Source organism: Streptomyces sp. NPDC051320, from assembly GCF_040682175.1.
Taxonomy (GTDB): domain Bacteria; phylum Actinomycetota; class Actinomycetes; order Streptomycetales; family Streptomycetaceae; genus Streptomyces.
The window spans coordinates 313,876-331,160 of record NZ_JBFBAL010000004.1; the positions used below are offsets into that span (position 1 = coordinate 313,876).

General features: G+C 66.6%; 8 protein-coding genes. 1 reads left to right on the forward strand and 7 read right to left on the reverse strand.

What is annotated here, in order from left to right:
• Positions 1–594: 594 nt before the first annotated feature.
• The gene (gene gdhA / locus AB0M87_RS11830) at positions 595–1,911 is read right to left on the reverse strand and encodes an NADP-specific glutamate dehydrogenase (protein ID WP_365851956.1); all 1,317 of its coding nucleotides are present in this window, start codon (positions 1,909–1,911) and stop codon (positions 595–597) included.
• A 706-nt stretch (positions 1,912–2,617) separates the two neighbouring features.
• Here gdhA and AB0M87_RS11835 point away from each other — a divergent pair.
• On the forward strand, positions 2,618–4,615 hold the full coding sequence (locus AB0M87_RS11835) for a PIG-L family deacetylase (RefSeq protein ID WP_365851957.1): 1,998 nt from the start codon (positions 2,618–2,620) through the stop codon (positions 4,613–4,615).
• A 137-nt stretch (positions 4,616–4,752) separates the two neighbouring features.
• Here the strand turns inward: AB0M87_RS11835 and tuf are convergent, their stop codons facing one another.
• The 6 genes from tuf to rpoB all read right to left on the reverse strand — a co-directional run bounded on the left by tuf (position 4,753) and on the right by rpoB (position 16,948).
• Entirely contained in the window at positions 4,753–5,946 is a 1,194-nt protein-coding gene (gene tuf, locus AB0M87_RS11840; RefSeq protein ID WP_365851785.1) for an elongation factor Tu, read from the reverse strand.
• A 150-nt stretch (positions 5,947–6,096) separates the two neighbouring features.
• Positions 6,097–8,226 carry an elongation factor G gene (gene fusA, locus AB0M87_RS11845; protein WP_365851786.1) on the reverse strand — a complete coding sequence of 710 codons (2,130 nt, stop codon included), beginning with the start codon at positions 8,224–8,226 and terminating at the stop codon, positions 6,097–6,099.
• 38 nt (positions 8,227–8,264) lie between these two features.
• Positions 8,265–8,735 (reverse strand): 30S ribosomal protein S7, encoded by a 471-nt coding sequence (gene rpsG / locus AB0M87_RS11850; RefSeq protein ID WP_365851787.1) that lies wholly within the window; start codon positions 8,733–8,735, stop codon positions 8,265–8,267.
• A 2-nt stretch (positions 8,736–8,737) separates the two neighbouring features.
• The gene (gene rpsL, locus AB0M87_RS11855; protein WP_003948652.1) at positions 8,738–9,109 is read right to left on the reverse strand and encodes a 30S ribosomal protein S12; all 372 of its coding nucleotides are present in this window, start codon (positions 9,107–9,109) and stop codon (positions 8,738–8,740) included.
• A gap of 328 nt (positions 9,110–9,437) precedes the next feature.
• On the reverse strand, positions 9,438–13,337 hold the full coding sequence (locus tag AB0M87_RS11860) for a DNA-directed RNA polymerase subunit beta' (RefSeq protein WP_365851788.1): 3,900 nt from the start codon (positions 13,335–13,337) through the stop codon (positions 9,438–9,440).
• A gap of 128 nt (positions 13,338–13,465) precedes the next feature.
• Positions 13,466–16,948: a DNA-directed RNA polymerase subunit beta gene (rpoB, locus tag AB0M87_RS11865; RefSeq protein ID WP_365851790.1), complete on the reverse strand. Its 3,483-nt coding sequence runs from the start codon at positions 16,946–16,948 to the stop codon at positions 13,466–13,468.
• Between the last annotated feature and the right edge of the window lie 337 nt (positions 16,949–17,285).

Below are 17,285 nucleotides of genomic sequence, written 5' to 3' on the forward strand. Positions count from 1 at the left end.
GTCGGAAAGCCAGCGGGGCCTCATGTCCGTACTCCGGGATGGCTTCGTGCTCGATCGTGACCCACACAGCGGTTTGCAGAAAATCCGCGAATCCACCATCGCAGTACTCCGCTTCCCAGCGCCTGGTACGACTGGCCACTTTCCAACGGTCCGGATCATCCTCCTCAGTGACCCAATACACCGCACAGCCCTCATCAGTAACCGCAAACGGCAACAAGCCCCCGGGGGCCGGGACAACTCGACCGACGCCGGGACACGGTCACCAGAATTCCAGTACTAAAGGCGCCGGAGCCGGTGGCAGGGAGCCGCAGTCGGAGGGTCAAACCCGGCACCCTGGAGTCCGCCACCGCGTACGCGCAGTCCACCCTCGGCGGGGCGACGGGCACCGACGGGGACGCGTTCGGGATCGCACTGCCGCATAAGACACACGTCCACGGTCAGCCCGGCAGTGGGGCTGCACCAAACGGATCCGGAGCTGCGGAGACCCGCGCCGACTGCCACACCGGCATGACGTTCTGGGGCGTGAAGGCATCGGGTCCGCACAGGGTCGCGGACATGTCCCGGCGCCCGGATCGACCGGGCGCCGGGCCTGCGTCAGATGACGCCCTGCGCCAGCATCGCGTCCGCGACCCGCTCGAAGCCGGCGATGTTGGCGCCGGCCACGTAGTCACCGGGGGCGCCGTAGCGTTCGGCGGTCTCGTAGCAGGTGTGGTGGATGTCGCGCATGATGCGCAGGAGTTCCTCCTCGACGCGGGCGGGCGTCCAGGTGTCGCGGGCCGCGTTCTGCGACATCTCCAGCGCGCTGACCGCGACGCCCCCCGCGTTGGCGGCCTTGCCGGGGCCGAAGGCGACTCCCGCCGCGGTCAGCAGGTCGACGGCCTCGGGGGTGGTCGGCATGTTGGCGCCCTCGGAGACCGCCTTGACGCCGTTGCGGATCAGGGTGGTGGCGGCGTCGGCGCCGAGTTCGTTCTGGGTGGCCGACGGGAGCGCGATGTCGGCGGGTACGTCCCAGACGCTGCCGCCGGCGACGTAACGGGCCGAGCCGCCGCGCCGCGTCGCGTACTCGCTGACCCGGCCGCGCTCGACCTCCTTGATCTGCTTGAGCAGGTCGACGTCGATGCCCTTGTCGTCCACCACGTAACCGCCGGAGTCCGAGCAGGTCAACGGGTTCGCGCCGAGGGCCTTGAGCTTCTCGATGGTGTAGATGGCGACGTTGCCGGAACCAGACACGACGGCGGTCTGGCCCTGCAGGTCCTCGCCGCGCCGGTGCAGCATCTCGGCGGCGAAGTAGACGTTGCCGTAGCCGGTCGCCTCGGGACGGATCGCGGAGCCGCCCCACGAGCGGCCCTTGCCGGTGAGGACGCCCTCCCAGCGGTTGGTGATGCGGCGGTACTGGCCGAACAGGTAGCCGATCTCCCGGCCACCGACGCCGATGTCGCCGGCCGGTACGTCGGTGTGCTCGCCGATGTGGCGCTGCAGCTCGGTCATGAAGGACTGGCAGAAGCGCATGACCTCGGAGTCGGAGCGGCCGTGCGGGTCGAAGTCACTGCCGCCCTTGCCCCCGCCGATGCCGAGACCGGTCAGCGCGTTCTTGAAGATCTGCTCGAAACCGAGGAACTTCACGATGCCCAGATTGACGCTGGGGTGGAAGCGCAGGCCGCCCTTGTAGGGGCCCAGCGCGCTGTTGAACTCCACCCGGAAGCCGCGGTTGACGTGCACCTTCCCCCGGTCGTCCTGCCACGGCACCCGGAAGAGAACCTGCCGCTCCGGCTCGAGGAGCCGCTCGACGATCGCGGCCTGCGCGTAGTCCTCGCGGGCGGCCAGCACCGGCGCCAGGCTCTCGAGTACTTCGTGGACGGCCTGGTGGAACTCGGGCTGGGCAGGGTTGCGGTGCTCGATCTCGGCGCGCAGCGAAGCGAGCCTGTCGGGCGAGGACTTCGAGGCCGTCGACGAAGAAGTGGTCGGCGAAGTCGAGGTGGGCAGTGTCACAGGGGTGTCCCTTTCTGTCCGGCGCGTGCGTCGGCTGCCCGGTTGTGCGGCACTGCGGGCGGTCGGCCGCCCCAGTCTGCCCTCTGCCGGGCGTGCTCGGCGAGCAGCCCTCCGTTGATCCGTCCAGCTGTTGAGATACGGATCGGGGAGCAGGCTCGTTCACTCGTTTACTCGTTCACCGTGCGGCGAACCTTCCCCCTTCAGCGCGCAAATGGGTGTGTCATCCGGCTCGGCTCGGTCAGCGGTACGTCTGGCTGCCGTTCTCCGGCTGAGACCGAGCGGACGACGGGCGGCGCATCACATCGAAGGCCCTGGGCAACGCGGCCACCGCACGGCCCGGTGACTGTCAGCTGGTCGTGGTGGACGGCGCGGGCACGCCGTCGGTGGGGCGGCTCATGCGGGTGACGCTGCCCTGACAAACACTGTGGTAACAGAGGGGTGATGAGACCTGGCAGGTGTGTGGTGAAGGTGTGACGTAACACGGCACACCACCCACCGGCTGCAAGCAACCGGCCCCCGAAGTTCCCCGTCAAGCAGATCGAACAGCGCACGGGACGGCCCGTGCGGGGGGATCGGACGGAGCACCACCTTGCGCACGCCACCTGGATCCGGCCTGACCCGACGGCTTCTGCTGGCGGGTTTCGGCACGGGCGCCGCTTCTCTGGCACTGTCCGCCTGTTCGGTCCCCGAAACCCCGCGCCGGGGCACCCAAGCGGCAGATCCCCTGCCGGGCAAGGCGATATCCATCGACCGGCACGAACAGCTGATGCAGATACTGGCGCACCCCGACGACGACCTCTACTTCATGAACCCGGACACCCAGCGAATGCTGGACTCCGGTACCCCGCTGGTCTGCGTGTACGTCACGGGGGGCGAGGCGACCGGCATCAATGTGATCGCCGGCCACCCGCATCCCCGCCCCGACAAACCCGCCTACTCGTCGGCCCGCCACCAGGGACTGCGCCAGGCCTACGCCACACTGCTCGGTCTGCCCGCCTTCACACCGTGGAACAAGGGCGTCACCGAACTGCGCGGCGGCCACCGGGCCGAGATGAACACGCTGGTCAGTAGTGGCCGACGGGTCGAGCTGATATTCCTCAACCTCGCCATGCACACCGCCCGCGGAGGACATCTCGGCCTCCCGTCGCTCTGGACCTACCGGGGTCTGAACCTGCGGACCGTGGTCGCCGAGGGCTCCCCGCTGGAGACGTCGGGAACGTACACCTACGACGCCCTGGTGGACGTGCTCACCGGCCTGCTGACCCGGTACCGGCCGACCGTCGTGCACACCATGGATCCGGACCCCGACATCCAGCACAGCCCGACCGCGGTCCGTCGCAAGGACAGCGAACAGGTCGGCTACTCCGACCACGCCGACCATACCGCCACCGCCTCCTTCAGCTGGGCCGCGCTGATCCGCTGGGTCGCCGAAGCCACCGCCGGGGGCGGCGACATACCGGCCTTCGTCACCACGGCCTACCGGGGTTACTACAACCGGCACTGGCCGAAGAACCTGTCGCGCAAGGTGCTCCTGGAGAAGGCATCGCATCTGCTCCCGTACGGCGGCGGCGCCGACTGGGAGTGCGGAAATCCGGGCGGCTGCGGCGACTACAACGTGGGCGTGGGCCGTCCCCTGACCAACAAGAAGGGCTGGGTCCGCTCGACCCACTACCGCTATCCCGGGCCGCGACCCCTCCTGACCGCCGAGTCCGACGGGCGGCTGGTCGGCTACGGAGTGCTCGGACTGCGCGCGGTGCGCTGGCGGGAGACGACGCCCGGCAGCGGCCAGTGGGGCCCGCCGGACGACCTGGGCGGCGGACCGCTGGCACCCACCCTGGGCGGGGCGGCACTCGCCGACGGCACCCAACTGCTGTTCGCGCTGCGGTTCGACTCGCTCGCCGGACACGGCGCGTCCAACACCCGGGAGATCGCACTGCTGCAACAGAGCACGCCCGGGGGGAAGTTCAGCACCTGGACCGGCCTGGGGAATCCGGAGACCGAGCCGGACAGGGGCCGCCGGATCGGGGTGCCGGTCGCCGTGACCGCCCCGGACGGGCAGGTCCACCTCTTCGTACGCAACGCGGCCCAGGGCATCAGCACCCGGGTGCGCGACACCACCGGACGCTGGGGCGGCTGGCGCGACCTGGGCGGCGAGCAGATACAGGACGGTCTCTCCGCGGCCGTGGACACGGCCGGGCTCGTGCATGTCTTCGCCGCCGGGCGCGACACCGTGCACCACTGGGCGCAGAGCGTTCCCGGCGGCCGGCTCTCGCTGCACCCGGAACCGGGGCTGCCGCTGCCCGGCGACTCGCCCACCGCGGTCGCCGCCCGGGACGGCGGTATCGACGTGTACTACCCGCGGCCCGCGTCGGCCCGGACCAACGCGGTGCATCTCGGCGGTACGCACCCCGGTGTCCGGCCCACGACTCCGGTGCTGCCGGGCAAGGACGACCGCGGGCGGGTCCGGCTGCTGCTGAACGGACGGGTGACCGTCCGGAGCACCGGGGTGGTCCCGCTCCAGGGCACCGCGCTGCACGTCGCGAGCGGCCGGGACCATGAGCCGACCGTCGCCGGCCTCGGGCCGGACGCACTGCCGTGGATGTGGCGGCCGGTGCGGGCCGTGTGAGCGCGGAGCACCACGCAGAGGGCCCCCGGTCCGCCGCGAACGGCGGGCCGGGGGCCCTCTTCATGCTCTGCGCTGGGTGCTCCGCGCTTCGTGCGATGCGCTGAGCTGTCAGGTCAGATCGTCAAGTACGGATGTACTTACTTGAGGATCTTGGTGACCTGGCCGGCGCCCACGGTCCGGCCACCCTCACGGATGGCGAACTTCAGGCCCTCTTCCATCGCGACGGGCTGGATCAGCGAGACGTTCATGAGGGTGTTGTCGCCCGGCATGACCATCTCGGTGCCCTCGGGAAGGGTCACCACGCCCGTTACGTCCGTGGTACGGAAGTAGAACTGCGGGCGGTAGTTGTTGAAGAAGGGGGTGTGACGGCCACCCTCGTCCTTCGACAGGATGTAGGCCTGGGCCTCGAACTCGGTGTGCGGCGTGACCGAACCGGGCTTGATGATGACCTGGCCGCGCTCGACGTCCTCGCGCTTGATGCCACGAAGCAGCAGACCGACGTTCTCACCGGCCTGGCCCTCATCGAGCAGCTTGCGGAACATCTCGATGCCGGTGACCGTGGTGGTGGTCTTCTCCTGCTTGATGCCCACGATGTCAACGGTCTCGTTGACCTTGAGGACACCACGCTCGATACGACCGGTGACGACGGTGCCACGACCGGTGATCGTGAAGACGTCCTCGATCGGCATCAGGAACGGCTTCTCGACGTCACGCTCGGGCTGCGGGATGGACTCGTCGACAGCCTTCATCAGGTTGAGGACGGACTCACCCCACTCCTTGTCGCCCTCGAGCGCCTTGAGCGCCGAGACCTTGACGACCGGAACGTCGTCGCCCGGGAACTCGTACTCGGAGAGGAGCTCACGGACCTCGAGCTCGACGAGCTCCAGGATCTCCTCGTCGTCCACCATGTCGGCCTTGTTCAGCGCGACAACGATGTAGGGAACGCCGACCTGGCGGGCCAGGAGCACGTGCTCCTTGGTCTGCGGCATCGGGCCGTCGGTGGCGGCGACCACGAGGATGGCGCCGTCCATCTGCGCGGCACCCGTGATCATGTTCTTGATGTAGTCCGCGTGACCGGGGCAGTCGACGTGCGCGTAGTGACGCGACTCCGTCTGGTACTCGACGTGCGCGATCGAGATCGTGATACCGCGCTGGCGCTCCTCAGGAGCCTTGTCGATCTGGTCGAAGGCCGAGGCCTCGTTCAGGTCCGGGTACGCGTCATGCAGCACCTTGGTAATGGCGGCCGTGAGGGTCGTCTTACCGTGGTCGATGTGACCGATGGTGCCGATGTTGACGTGCGGCTTAGTCCGCTCGAACTTCGCCTTCGCCACTGGGTCCTCCTGTGGAGTGGTTCTGTACGCCTTGCTTCATCGGCGCCAGGTGATCTTTGCTGGGATGCCGGGCCCCGGGGCATTCAATCCATTCTGCACTGAATGCCCCGGTAGCTCCGGTAATAAGCCTAAAGCGTGAACCCCGAAGAGTTACTCGCCCTTGGCCTTCGCGATGATCTCCTCGGCGACGTTCCGCGGAACCTCGGCGTAGGAGTCGAACTGCATCGAGTAGCTTGCGCGACCCGAGGTCTTGCTGCGGAGGTCTCCGACATAGCCGAACATCTCCGAGAGTGGCACGAGGCCCTTCACGACGCGAGCGCCGCTGCGCTCCTCCATGGCCTGAATCTGGCCACGGCGGGAGTTGAGGTCACCGATGACATCGCCCATGTAGTCCTCGGGCGTGGTGACCTCGACGGCCATCATCGGCTCGAGGAGCACGGGGGACGCCTTGCGGGCACCCTCCTTGAAGGCCTGCGAACCGGCGATCTTGAAGGCGAGCTCCGAGGAGTCCACCTCGTGGTAGCCACCGTCGAGAAGGGTGATGCGGACACCCACCATCTCGTAACCGGCCAGGATGCCGAACTTCATGGCTTCCTGAGCACCCGCGTCCACCGAGGGGATGTACTCACGGGGGATGCGGCCACCGGTGACCTTGTTCACGAACTCGTACGACGCGTCGCCGCCCTCGATGGGCTCCATCGCGATCTGCACCTTCGCGAACTGGCCGGTACCACCAGTCTGCTTCTTGTGCGTGTAGTCGATGCGGTCGACGGTCTTGCGGATCGTCTCGCGGTAGGCGACCTGCGGCTTGCCGACGTTCGCCTCGACGCGGAACTCGCGCTTCATGCGGTCGACGAGCACCTCGAGGTGAAGCTCACCCATACCGCCGATGACGGTCTGGCCGGTCTCCTCGTTGGTGTGCACCTGGAAGGAGGGGTCCTCCTCCGAGAGCCGCTGGATGGCGACACCCAGCTTCTCCTGGTCACCCTTGGACTTGGGCTCGATCGCGACCTCGATGACCGGCGCCGGGAAGTCCATGGACTCCAGGATCACCGGGTTCTTCTCGTCGCACAGCGTCTCACCGGTGGTGGTCTGTTTCAGGCCCATCACGGCGATGATGTCGCCGGCGCCCACCGACGCGATCTCCTCACGCTTGTTCGCGTGCATGCGGTAGATCTTGCCGATGCGCTCCTTCTTGCCCTTGACCGAGTTCAGCACCGCGGTGCCGGCCTCGAGGCGGCCCGAATAAATCCGGACGAAGGTGAGCTTGCCGAGGTGCGGGTCGCTCGCGATCTTGAACGCAAGACCGGAGAAAGGCTCCTCGTCGGACGGCTGGCGCTTGACGACGGTCTCCGGGTCCTTGACGTCGTGGCCCTCGATGGCCTCGACGTCCAGGGGGGAGGGCAGGTAGCGGACGACCGCGTCGAGCAGGGGCTGGACGCCCTTGTTCTTGAACGCGGTACCGCAGAAGACGGGAGTGACGGTGACGGAGTCCGCGGTGCCCTTGGAAGCAAGGGTGATACGGCGGATCGCCGCGTGCAGCTGCTCCTCGGTGGGCTCCTGGCCCTCGAGGTACAGCTCCATCATCTCGTCGTCGTTCTCCGAGACGGCTTCGAGCAGCTTGCCGCGCCACTCGTCGGCAGCCTCGATGTGGGTGTCCGGGATGTCGACGATGTCGTACATCTCGCCCTTGGTTGCCTCGGCGGACCAGACAAAGGCCTTCATCGTCACGAGGTCGACGACGCCCTTGAAGTCGGCCTCGGCACCGATCGGGAGCTGCATGACCAGCGGCACCGCACCGAGGCGGTCGACGATCATGTCGACGCAGCGGTGGAACTCGGCGCCGGTACGGTCCAGCTTGTTGACGAAGCAGATGCGCGGCACGCCGTAGCGGTCCGCCTGACGCCAGACGGTCTCGGACTGCGGCTCGACGCCCGCCACACCGTCGAACACGGTGACAGCGCCGTCGAGGACGCGGAGCGAACGCTCCACCTCGACGGTGAAGTCGACGTGACCCGGGGTGTCGATGATGTTGATCGTGTGATCGACATCGTTGAGCGGCCAGTGGCAGGTCGTCGCGGCGGACGTGATCGTGATGCCGCGCTCCTGCTCCTGCTCCATCCAGTCCATCGTGGCAGCGCCGTCGTGGACTTCACCGATCTTGTAGCTCACACCGGTGTAGAAGAGGATCCGCTCAGTGGTGGTCGTCTTGCCCGCGTCGATGTGGGCCATGATCCCAATATTGCGGACCTTGGCCAGGTCAAGCGAAGTGGTGGCCATAAGGCTCAATCTTCTCTCGGTCTCGAGGTGGGTAGCGACTACCAGCGGTAGTGCGCGAAGGCCTTGTTGGACTCGGCCATCTTGTGGGTGTCCTCGCGCTTCTTGACAGCAGCGCCAAGACCGTTGGAGGCGTCGAGCAGCTCGTTCATGAGGCGCTCGGTCATGGTCTTCTCACGACGGGCGCGGGAGTAACCCACGATCCAGCGCAGCGAGAGGGTGGCGGCGCGGCCGGGCTTGACCTCGATCGGCACCTGGTAGGTGGCGCCACCGACACGGCGGGACTTGACCTCGAGGGACGGCTTGACGTTCTCGAGAGCGCGCTTCAGCGTGATGACCGGGTCAGCGCCGGTCTTCTCGCGGAGGCCTTCCATGGCGCCGTACACGATCCGCTCGGCAGTGGAACGCTTGCCGTTGAGCAGGATCTTGTTGATCAGCGAGGTGACAAGAGGAGAACCGTAGACCGGGTCGATGATGACCGGGCGCTTCGGGGCAGGGCCCTTACGAGGCATTCTTACTTCTCCTTCTTGGCGCCGTAGCGGCTGCGGGCCTGCTTGCGGTTCTTGACACCCTGGGTGTCGAGCGAACCGCGGATGATCTTGTAGCGAACACCGGGCAGGTCCTTCACACGGCCACCACGCACGAGCACGATGGAGTGCTCCTGCAGGTTGTGTCCCTCACCCGGGATGTAGGCCGTGACCTCGATGCCCGAGGTCAGGCGCACACGCGCGACCTTGCGGAGCGCCGAGTTGGGCTTCTTCGGGGTGGTCGTGAAGACGCGGGTGCAGACGCCACGACGCTGGGGCGAACCCTCGAGCGCGGGGGTCTTGTTCTTCTCGACCTTGTCCTGCCGGCCCTTGCGGACCAGCTGCTGGATCGTAGGCACTACTTCTCCGGTTTCTGTGTGCCGTGTAGTGAAACTAACCTGGAACATCTCCGACCCACGCGGTCGGGTGTGTCGAATACTGCGGACTCCCGCCGAGATGACGGAGAGGTCACAGATTGCGGTGGCTGCTTACGACCCGCCGTGCGGTTGAAGACACGCACGGGAACCAGGGCACACCCCAGGCACAAGGTCAGAGCGTACCTATCGCATCGGCTCCGGTCAAAACAGATACCGCCGCGATGACCCGCCGCCCCCGAAAACACGCCATCGTACGCCACTGGGCGGCCACCCGCGAGGGGTGACCGCCCAGTGGACCTGCTACGCGCTTCTACTGGTTGTACGGACCGTAGTCGTAGTCCTCCAGCGGGACGGCCTGGCCGGAGCCGGTGCCGAACGGCGAGTAGTCGATGTCGTCGTAGCCGACGGCCGAGTACATCGCGGCCTTGGCCTCCTCGGTGGGCTCCACCCGGATGTTGCGGTAACGGGAGAGACCCGTACCGGCCGGGATGAGCTTACCGATGATGACGTTCTCCTTGAGGCCGATCAGGGAGTCCGACTTGGCGTTGATCGCCGCGTCGGTCAGAACCCTGGTGGTCTCCTGGAAGGACGCCGCCGACAGCCACGACTCGGTGGCCAGCGAGGCCTTGGTGATACCCATCAGCTGCGGACGGCCGGAGGCCGGGTGGCCGCCTTCCGTGACCACACGACGGTTCTCGGTCTCGAACTTCGAGCGCTCGACGAGCTCGCCCGGCAGCAGCTCCGCGTCGCCGGACTCGATGATCGTCACCCGGCGCAGCATCTGCCGGATGATGATCTCGATGTGCTTGTCGTGGATCGACACGCCCTGCGAGTTGTAGACCTTCTGGACTTCGCCGACCAGGTGCACCTGGACCGCACGCTGGCCGAGGATGCGCAGCACGTCGTGCGGGTTGGTGGCACCCACGGTGAGCTTCTGGCCCACCTCGACCCTGTCGCCCTCGCCCACCAGCAGACGGGCGCGCTTGGAGATCGGGAACGGCGTCTCCTCGCTGCCGTCGTCCGGAGTGACGACGAGCTTCTTGGTCTTCTCGGTCTCCTCGATGCGGACGGTGCCCGCTGCCTCGGAGATCGGCGCGACACCCTTGGGCGTACGCGCTTCGAAGAGCTCGACGACACGCGGCAGACCCTGCGTGATGTCGTCACCGGCCACACCACCGGTGTGGAAGGTACGCATCGTCAGCTGGGTACCGGGCTCACCGATGGACTGGGCGGCGATGATGCCGACCGCCTCACCGATGTCGACCAGCTTGCCGGTGGCCAGCGAACGTCCGTAGCAGAAGGCACAGGTGCCGACCGCGGACTCACAGGTCAGCACCGAGCGGGTCTTGACCTCCTCGACACCGGCGCCTACCAGCGCGTCGATCAGGACATCGCCCAGGTCGACGTTGGCCGGCGCGATGACCTTGCCGTCGATGACGACGTCCTCGGCGAGCATCCGGGCGTAGACCGAGGTCTCGACGTCCTCCGTCTTGCGGAGCACACCGTCCTCGCCCTTGACCGCGATCCTCAGCTTCAGACCACGCTCGGTGCCGCAGTCCTCCTCGCGGATGATCACGTCCTGCGAGACGTCCACCAGACGACGGGTCAGGTACCCCGAGTCGGCGGTACGCAGGGCGGTGTCCGCGAGGCCCTTACGGGCACCGTGGGTGGAGATGAAGTACTCCAGGACGGACAGACCCTCACGGAACGACGCCTTGATGGGACGCGGGATCGTCTCGTTCTTGGCGTTCGACACCAGACCACGCATACCGGCGATCTGACGCATCTGCATCATGTTTCCTCGGGCACCCGAGTCAACCATCATGAAGATGGGGTTCGTCTTGGGGAAGTTCGCGTTCATCGCCTCGGCAACCTCGTTGGTCGCCTTGGTCCAGATCGCGATGAGCTCCTGCGTGCGCTCGTCCTTGGTGATCAGACCGCGCTCGTACTGCTTCTGGACCTTCTCGTCCTGGGCCTCGTAGCCCTGGACGATGGCCTTCTTGGCCTCCGGGACGACGATGTCCGAAACGGCCACGGTCACGCCGGAACGGGTCGCCCAGTGGAAGCCGGCCGCCTTCAGGTTGTCGAGCGTCGCCGCCACGATGACCTTGGGGTAGCGCTCGGCCAGGTCGTTGACGATCTCGGAGAGCTGCTTCTTGCCCACCGAGTAGTCGACGAACGGGTAGTCCTCGGGCAGCAGCTCGTTGAAGAGCGCGCGGCCCAGCGTCGTACGCAGCCGGAAGGTGTCCCCCGGCTGGTACTCGGGCTCGCCCGGCTCGGCGACCGGCGGCACCCAGCCACGCGGCGGGATGGTGCCCACCGGGAAGCGGATGTCGACCTTCGCCTGCAGCGACAGCTCGCGGTTGTCGAAGGCCATGATCGCCTCGGCCGCGGAACCGAAGCTCCGGCCCTCGCCGATGACCTTGCGCTCCGCCTCGTCGGTCGTGAGGAAGAACAGCCCGAGCACCATGTCCTGGGTCGGCATGGTGACGGGACGGCCGTCGGCCGGCTTCAGGATGTTGTTCGAGGACAGCATCAGGATGCGGGCCTCGGCCTGCGCCTCTGCCGACAGAGGCAGGTGCACGGCCATCTGGTCACCGTCGAAGTCCGCGTTGAACGCGGTGCAGACGAGCGGGTGGATCTGGATGGCCTTGCCCTCGACCAGCTGCGGCTCGAAGGCCTGGATGCCCAGACGGTGCAGGGTGGGCGCACGGTTCAGCAGCACCGGGTGCTCGGCGATGACCTCTTCGAGGACGTCGTACACCACGGTGCGGCCACGCTCGACCATGCGCTTGGCCGACTTGATGTTCTGCGCGTGGTTCAGGTCGACCAGGCGCTTCATCACGAACGGCTTGAAGAGCTCCAGCGCCATGGCCTTCGGCAGACCGCACTGGTGCAGCTTGAGCTGCGGTCCGACGACGATCACGGAACGCGCGGAGTAGTCCACACGCTTGCCGAGCAGGTTCTGACGGAAACGGCCCTGCTTGCCCTTGAGCATGTCGCTCAGGGACTTCAGCGGACGGTTACCGGGTCCGGTGACCGGGCGACCGCGGCGGCCGTTGTCGAACAGCGCGTCGACGGCCTCCTGCAGCATCCGCTTCTCGTTGTTCACGATGATCTCGGGGGCACCGAGGTCAAGGAGACGCTTGAGGCGGTTGTTGCGGTTGATCACCCGGCGGTACAGGTCGTTCAGGTCGGAGGTCGCGAAGCGGCCACCGTCCAGCTGCACCATCGGACGCAGGTCCGGCGGGATGACCGGCACGCAGTCGAGCACCATGCCCTTGGGCTTGTTGGCCGTCTGCAGGAACGCCGAGACGACCTTCAGGCGCTTGAGCGCACGGGTCTTCTTCTGGCCCTTGCCGGTACGGATGATCTCGCGGAGGCGCTCGGCCTCCTCGTCGAGGTCGAAGGACTCCAGGCGCTTCTGCAGGGCAGCGGCACCCATGCAGCCGTCGAAGTACGTGCCGAAGCGGTCACGCAGCTCGCGGTAGAGCAGCTCGTCGCCCTCCAGGTCCTGGACCTTGAGGTTCTTGAAGCGGCTCCACACCTCGTCGAGACGGTCGATCTCGCGCTGCGCACGGTCGCGCAGCTGCTTCATCTCACGCTCGGCGCCTTCGCGCACCTTGCGGCGCACGTCGGCCTTGGCGCCCTCGGCCTCCAGCTCGGCCAGGTCGGTCTCGAGCTTCTTGGCGCGGGCCTCGAGGTCCGAGTCACGGCGGTTCTCGACCTGCTGACGCTCGACGGAGACGTGCGCCTCCAGCGACGGCAGGTCGCGCGTCCGGCGCTCCTCGTCCACGAAGGTGATCATGTACGCGGCGAAGTAGATGACCTTCTCGAGGTCCTTCGGCGCCAGGTCGAGCAGGTAGCCCAGACGGGACGGGACGCCCTTGAAGTACCAGATGTGGGTGACGGGCGCGGCCAGTTCGATGTGGCCCATCCGCTCACGACGCACCTTGGCGCGAGTGACCTCGACGCCGCAGCGCTCGCAGATGATGCCCTTGAAGCGGACACGCTTGTACTTGCCGCAGTAGCACTCCCAGTCCCGGGTCGGACCGAAGATCTTCTCGCAGAAGAGTCCGTCCTTCTCGGGCTTGAGCGTGCGGTAGTTGATGGTCTCCGGCTTCTTCACTTCGCCGTGGGACCAGGTCCGGATGTCGTCCGCGGTGGCGAGGCCAATCCGCAGCTCGTCGAAGAAGTTGACGTCGAGCACTTGTCGTCAATCCCTCTTTCGGGGGTTCGAGCCCCTCCTCGCGCCAGCGAGGGAATGGGCACTTCAGCAATGGTCTGAACGGGTCCGGGGAGAGCCGGCCGGATCAGGCGATCCGGCCGGCCAACCCGTCAGACCTCTTCGACGCTGCTCGGCTCGCGCCGGGACAGGTCGATACCGAGCTCTTCCGCTGCACGGAAGACGTCCTCGTCCGTGTCGCGCATCTCGATGGACATGCCGTCCGAGGACAGCACCTCCACGTTGAGGCAGAGCGACTGCATTTCCTTGATGAGCACCTTGAAGGACTCGGGAATGCCCGGCTCGGGGATGTTCTCGCCCTTGACGATGGCCTCGTACACCTTCACGCGGCCGGTCACGTCGTCGGACTTGATGGTCAACAGCTCCTGGAGTGCGTAAGCGGCGCCGTACGCCTCCAGCGCCCACACCTCCATCTCACCGAATCGCTGCCCACCGAACTGGGCCTTACCACCCAGCGGCTGCTGGGTGATCATCGAGTACGGACCGGTCGACCGCGCGTGCAGCTTGTCGTCGACCAGGTGGTGGAGCTTGAGGATGTACATGTACCCGACCGAGATCGGGTCCGGGAACGGCTCACCGGAGCGGCCGTCGAACATCCGCGCCTTGCCGGACGGGAGGACCATGCGGTCACCGTCGCGGTTGGGGATGGTGGACTCGAAGAGACCGGAGATCTCGTCCTCGCGGGCACCGTCGAAGACCGGGGTCGCGACGTTGGTACCGGGGGCGACATCGTCGGCGCCGATGGACTTGAGGCGCTCCATCCACTCCTCGTTGCCCTCGACCTTCCAGCCCTGGCTGGCGAGCCAGCCGAGGTGGATCTCCAGGACCTGTCCCGGGTTCATTCGGGACGGGACACCCAGCGGGTTGAGGATGATGTCGACCGGGGTGCCGTCCTCCAGGAACGGCATGTCCTCGATCGGCAGGATCTTCGAGATGACGCCCTTGTTGCCGTGCCGGCCGGCGAGCTTGTCACCATCGGTGATCTTGCGCTTCTGCGCCACGTAGACGCGCACCAGCTGGTTCACGCCCGGCGGCAGCTCGTCGCCCTCTTCGCGGTCGAAGACGCGGACGCCGATGACCTTGCCGATCTCGCCGTGCGGCACCTTCAGCGAGGTGTCGCGCACTTCGCGCGCCTTCTCGCCGAAGATCGCACGGAGCAGACGCTCCTCCGGGGTCAGCTCGGTCTCACCCTTGGGCGTGACCTTGCCGACCAGCACGTCGCCGGCGACGACATCGGCACCGATACGGATGATGCCGCGCTCGTCGAGGTCGGCGAGGACCTCCTCGGAGACGTTCGGGATGTCCCGGGTGATCTCCTCGGGGCCGAGCTTGGTGTCACGGGCGTCGACCTCGTGCTCCTCGATGTGGATCGAGGAGAGGACGTCGTCCTGCACGAGGCGCTGCGACAGGATGATCGCGTCCTCGTAGTTGTGACCCTCCCACGGCATGAACGCGACGAGCAGGTTCTTGCCCAGCGCCATCTCGCCGTCCTCGGTGGCGGGACCGTCGGCGAGGACCTGGCTCTCGATGACCCGGTCGCCCTCGTTGACGACGACCTTCTGGTTGACCGAGGTGCCCTGGTTCGAGCGGGAGAACTTGGCGATGCGGTACGTCGAGTACGTGCCGTCGTCGTTGGCGATGGTGACGTAGTCCGCGGATACCTCCTGGACCACACCGTCCTTCTCCGCCTTGAGCACGTCACCGGCGTCGACCGCGCAGCGGTACTCCATGCCGGTGCCGACCAGCGGCGCCTCGGACTGGATCAGCGGCACGGCCTGACGCATCATGTTCGCGCCCATGAGGGCACGGTTGGCGTCGTCGTGCTCGAGGAACGGGATCATGGCGGTCGCGACCGACACCATCTGGCGCGGCGAGACATCCATGTAGTCGACGTCGTCGCCGGGGATGTAGTCGACCTCTCCGCCACGACGGCGGACCAGGACGCGCGGCTCCTGGAAGCGCATGTCCTCGTTGAGCGTGGCGTTGGCCTGGGCGATGACGAAGCGGTCTTCCTCGTCAGCGGTCAGGTAGTCGACGTCGTCGGTGACCTGGCCCTCGACGACCTTGCGGTACGGCGTCTCGATGAAGCCGAACGCATTGACCCGGCCGTAGGAGGCCAGCGAGCCGATCAGACCGATGTTCGGGCCTTCCGGCGTCTCGATCGGGCACATGCGGCCGTAGTGCGACGGGTGCACGTCACGGACCTCGAAGCCGGCCCGCTCACGGGAGAGACCACCGGGGCCGAGAGCGTTGAGACGACGCTTGTGCGTCAGACCCGACAGCGGGTTGTTCTGGTCCATGAACTGGGACAGCTGGCTGGTGCCGAAGAACTCCTTGATGGAGGCGACGACCGGCCGGATGTTGATCAGGGTCTGCGGCGTGATCGCCTCGACGTCCTGGGTGGTCATGCGCTCGCGCACGACACGCTCCATACGGGCGAGACCCGTACGGACCTGGTTCTGGATCAGCTCGCCGACGTTACGGATACGACGGTTGCCGAAGTGGTCGATGTCATCGGTCTCGACCATGATCGAGCGACCGGACTCGCCGACCGTCTCGGTCTCCCCGGCGTGCAGCTTGACCAGGTACTTGATCGTCGCGATGATGTCGTCGCTGGTCAGCACACCGGCGTCGAGCGGCTCTTCCGCGCCGAGCTTCTTGTTCACCTTGTAGCGGCCGACCTTGGCGAGGTCGTAACGCTTCGGGTTGAAGTAGAGGTTCTCGAGCAGCGTCTGAGCGGCTTCGCGCGTGGGCGGCTCGCCCGGGCGCAGCTTGCGGTAGATGTCGAGCAGTGCGTCGTCCTGGCCCTGGGTGTGGTCCTTCTCCAGGGTGGCGCGCATCGACTCGTACTCGCCGAACTCCTCGAGGATCTGCTCGGTGGTCCAGCCGAGAGCCTTCAGGAGGACGGTGACGGACTGCTTGCGCTTGCGGTCGATGCGGACACCGACCATGTCGCGCTTGTCGATCTCCATCTCCAGCCAGGCACCCCGGGACGGGATGATCTTGGCGGAGAAGATGTCCTTGTCGGACGTCTTGTCGATGGAGGAGTCGAAGTAGACACCCGGCGAGCGCACCAGCTGGGACACCACGACACGCTCGGTGCCGTTGATGACGAAGGTGCCCTTGTTCGTCATGAGCGGGAAGTCGCCCATGAAGACCGTCTGGGACTTGATCTCGCCGGTCTCGTTGTTGGTGAACTCGGCGGTGACGAAGAGCGGCGCCGCGTACGTGAAGTCGCGGTCCTTGCACTCGTCGATCGAGTTCTTCGGGGGCTCGAAACGGTGATCGCGGAACGTCAGCGACATCGACCCGGAGAAGTCCTCGATCGGCGAGATCTCTTCGAAGATCTCTTCCAGACCGGACTTGGTGGGGACGTCCTGTCCACTCTCGAGAGCGGCCTCGACGCGACCCTTCCAAGCGGGGTTCCCGAGCAGCCAGTCAAAGCTCTCGGTCTGCAGCGCAAGGAGGTTCGGAACCTCGAGGGGCTCCCTGATTTTTGCAAAGGAGATGCGCAGCGGGGCGGTGCTGGCGGCGTTGTTCGTATTGGAGGTCGAGGCGTTGCGCGAGGCGGCCAAGAGGGGGTCCTTCCGAGGGCTCGGACTCACTACGCGCGTACCGGTCCCAAGCCGGCAGAGAGACAGGCGTCCCGGGTCGGGGATGTCGGTCTCGATGCTTGAAGCGAGGGCATGCCCCTGGTGACGGGCAGGAGGCAGCTAACAGGCAGCGCAAAGGGACAGTGTAGCCAGAAGGCTCACTGATGTCCAGAGCGGGTTTTTTGGGACCCTCATTCTTCTTCTCAACACCTGCGGCAAAGCTTCCCTCTTCGTCGCCGATCCATGCCTCGGATACGGATCGAAGTGACGACGCGTCCTGAGAATTGCGCGCTCCGTGCCGTTCGTCAAGGCCCCCCAC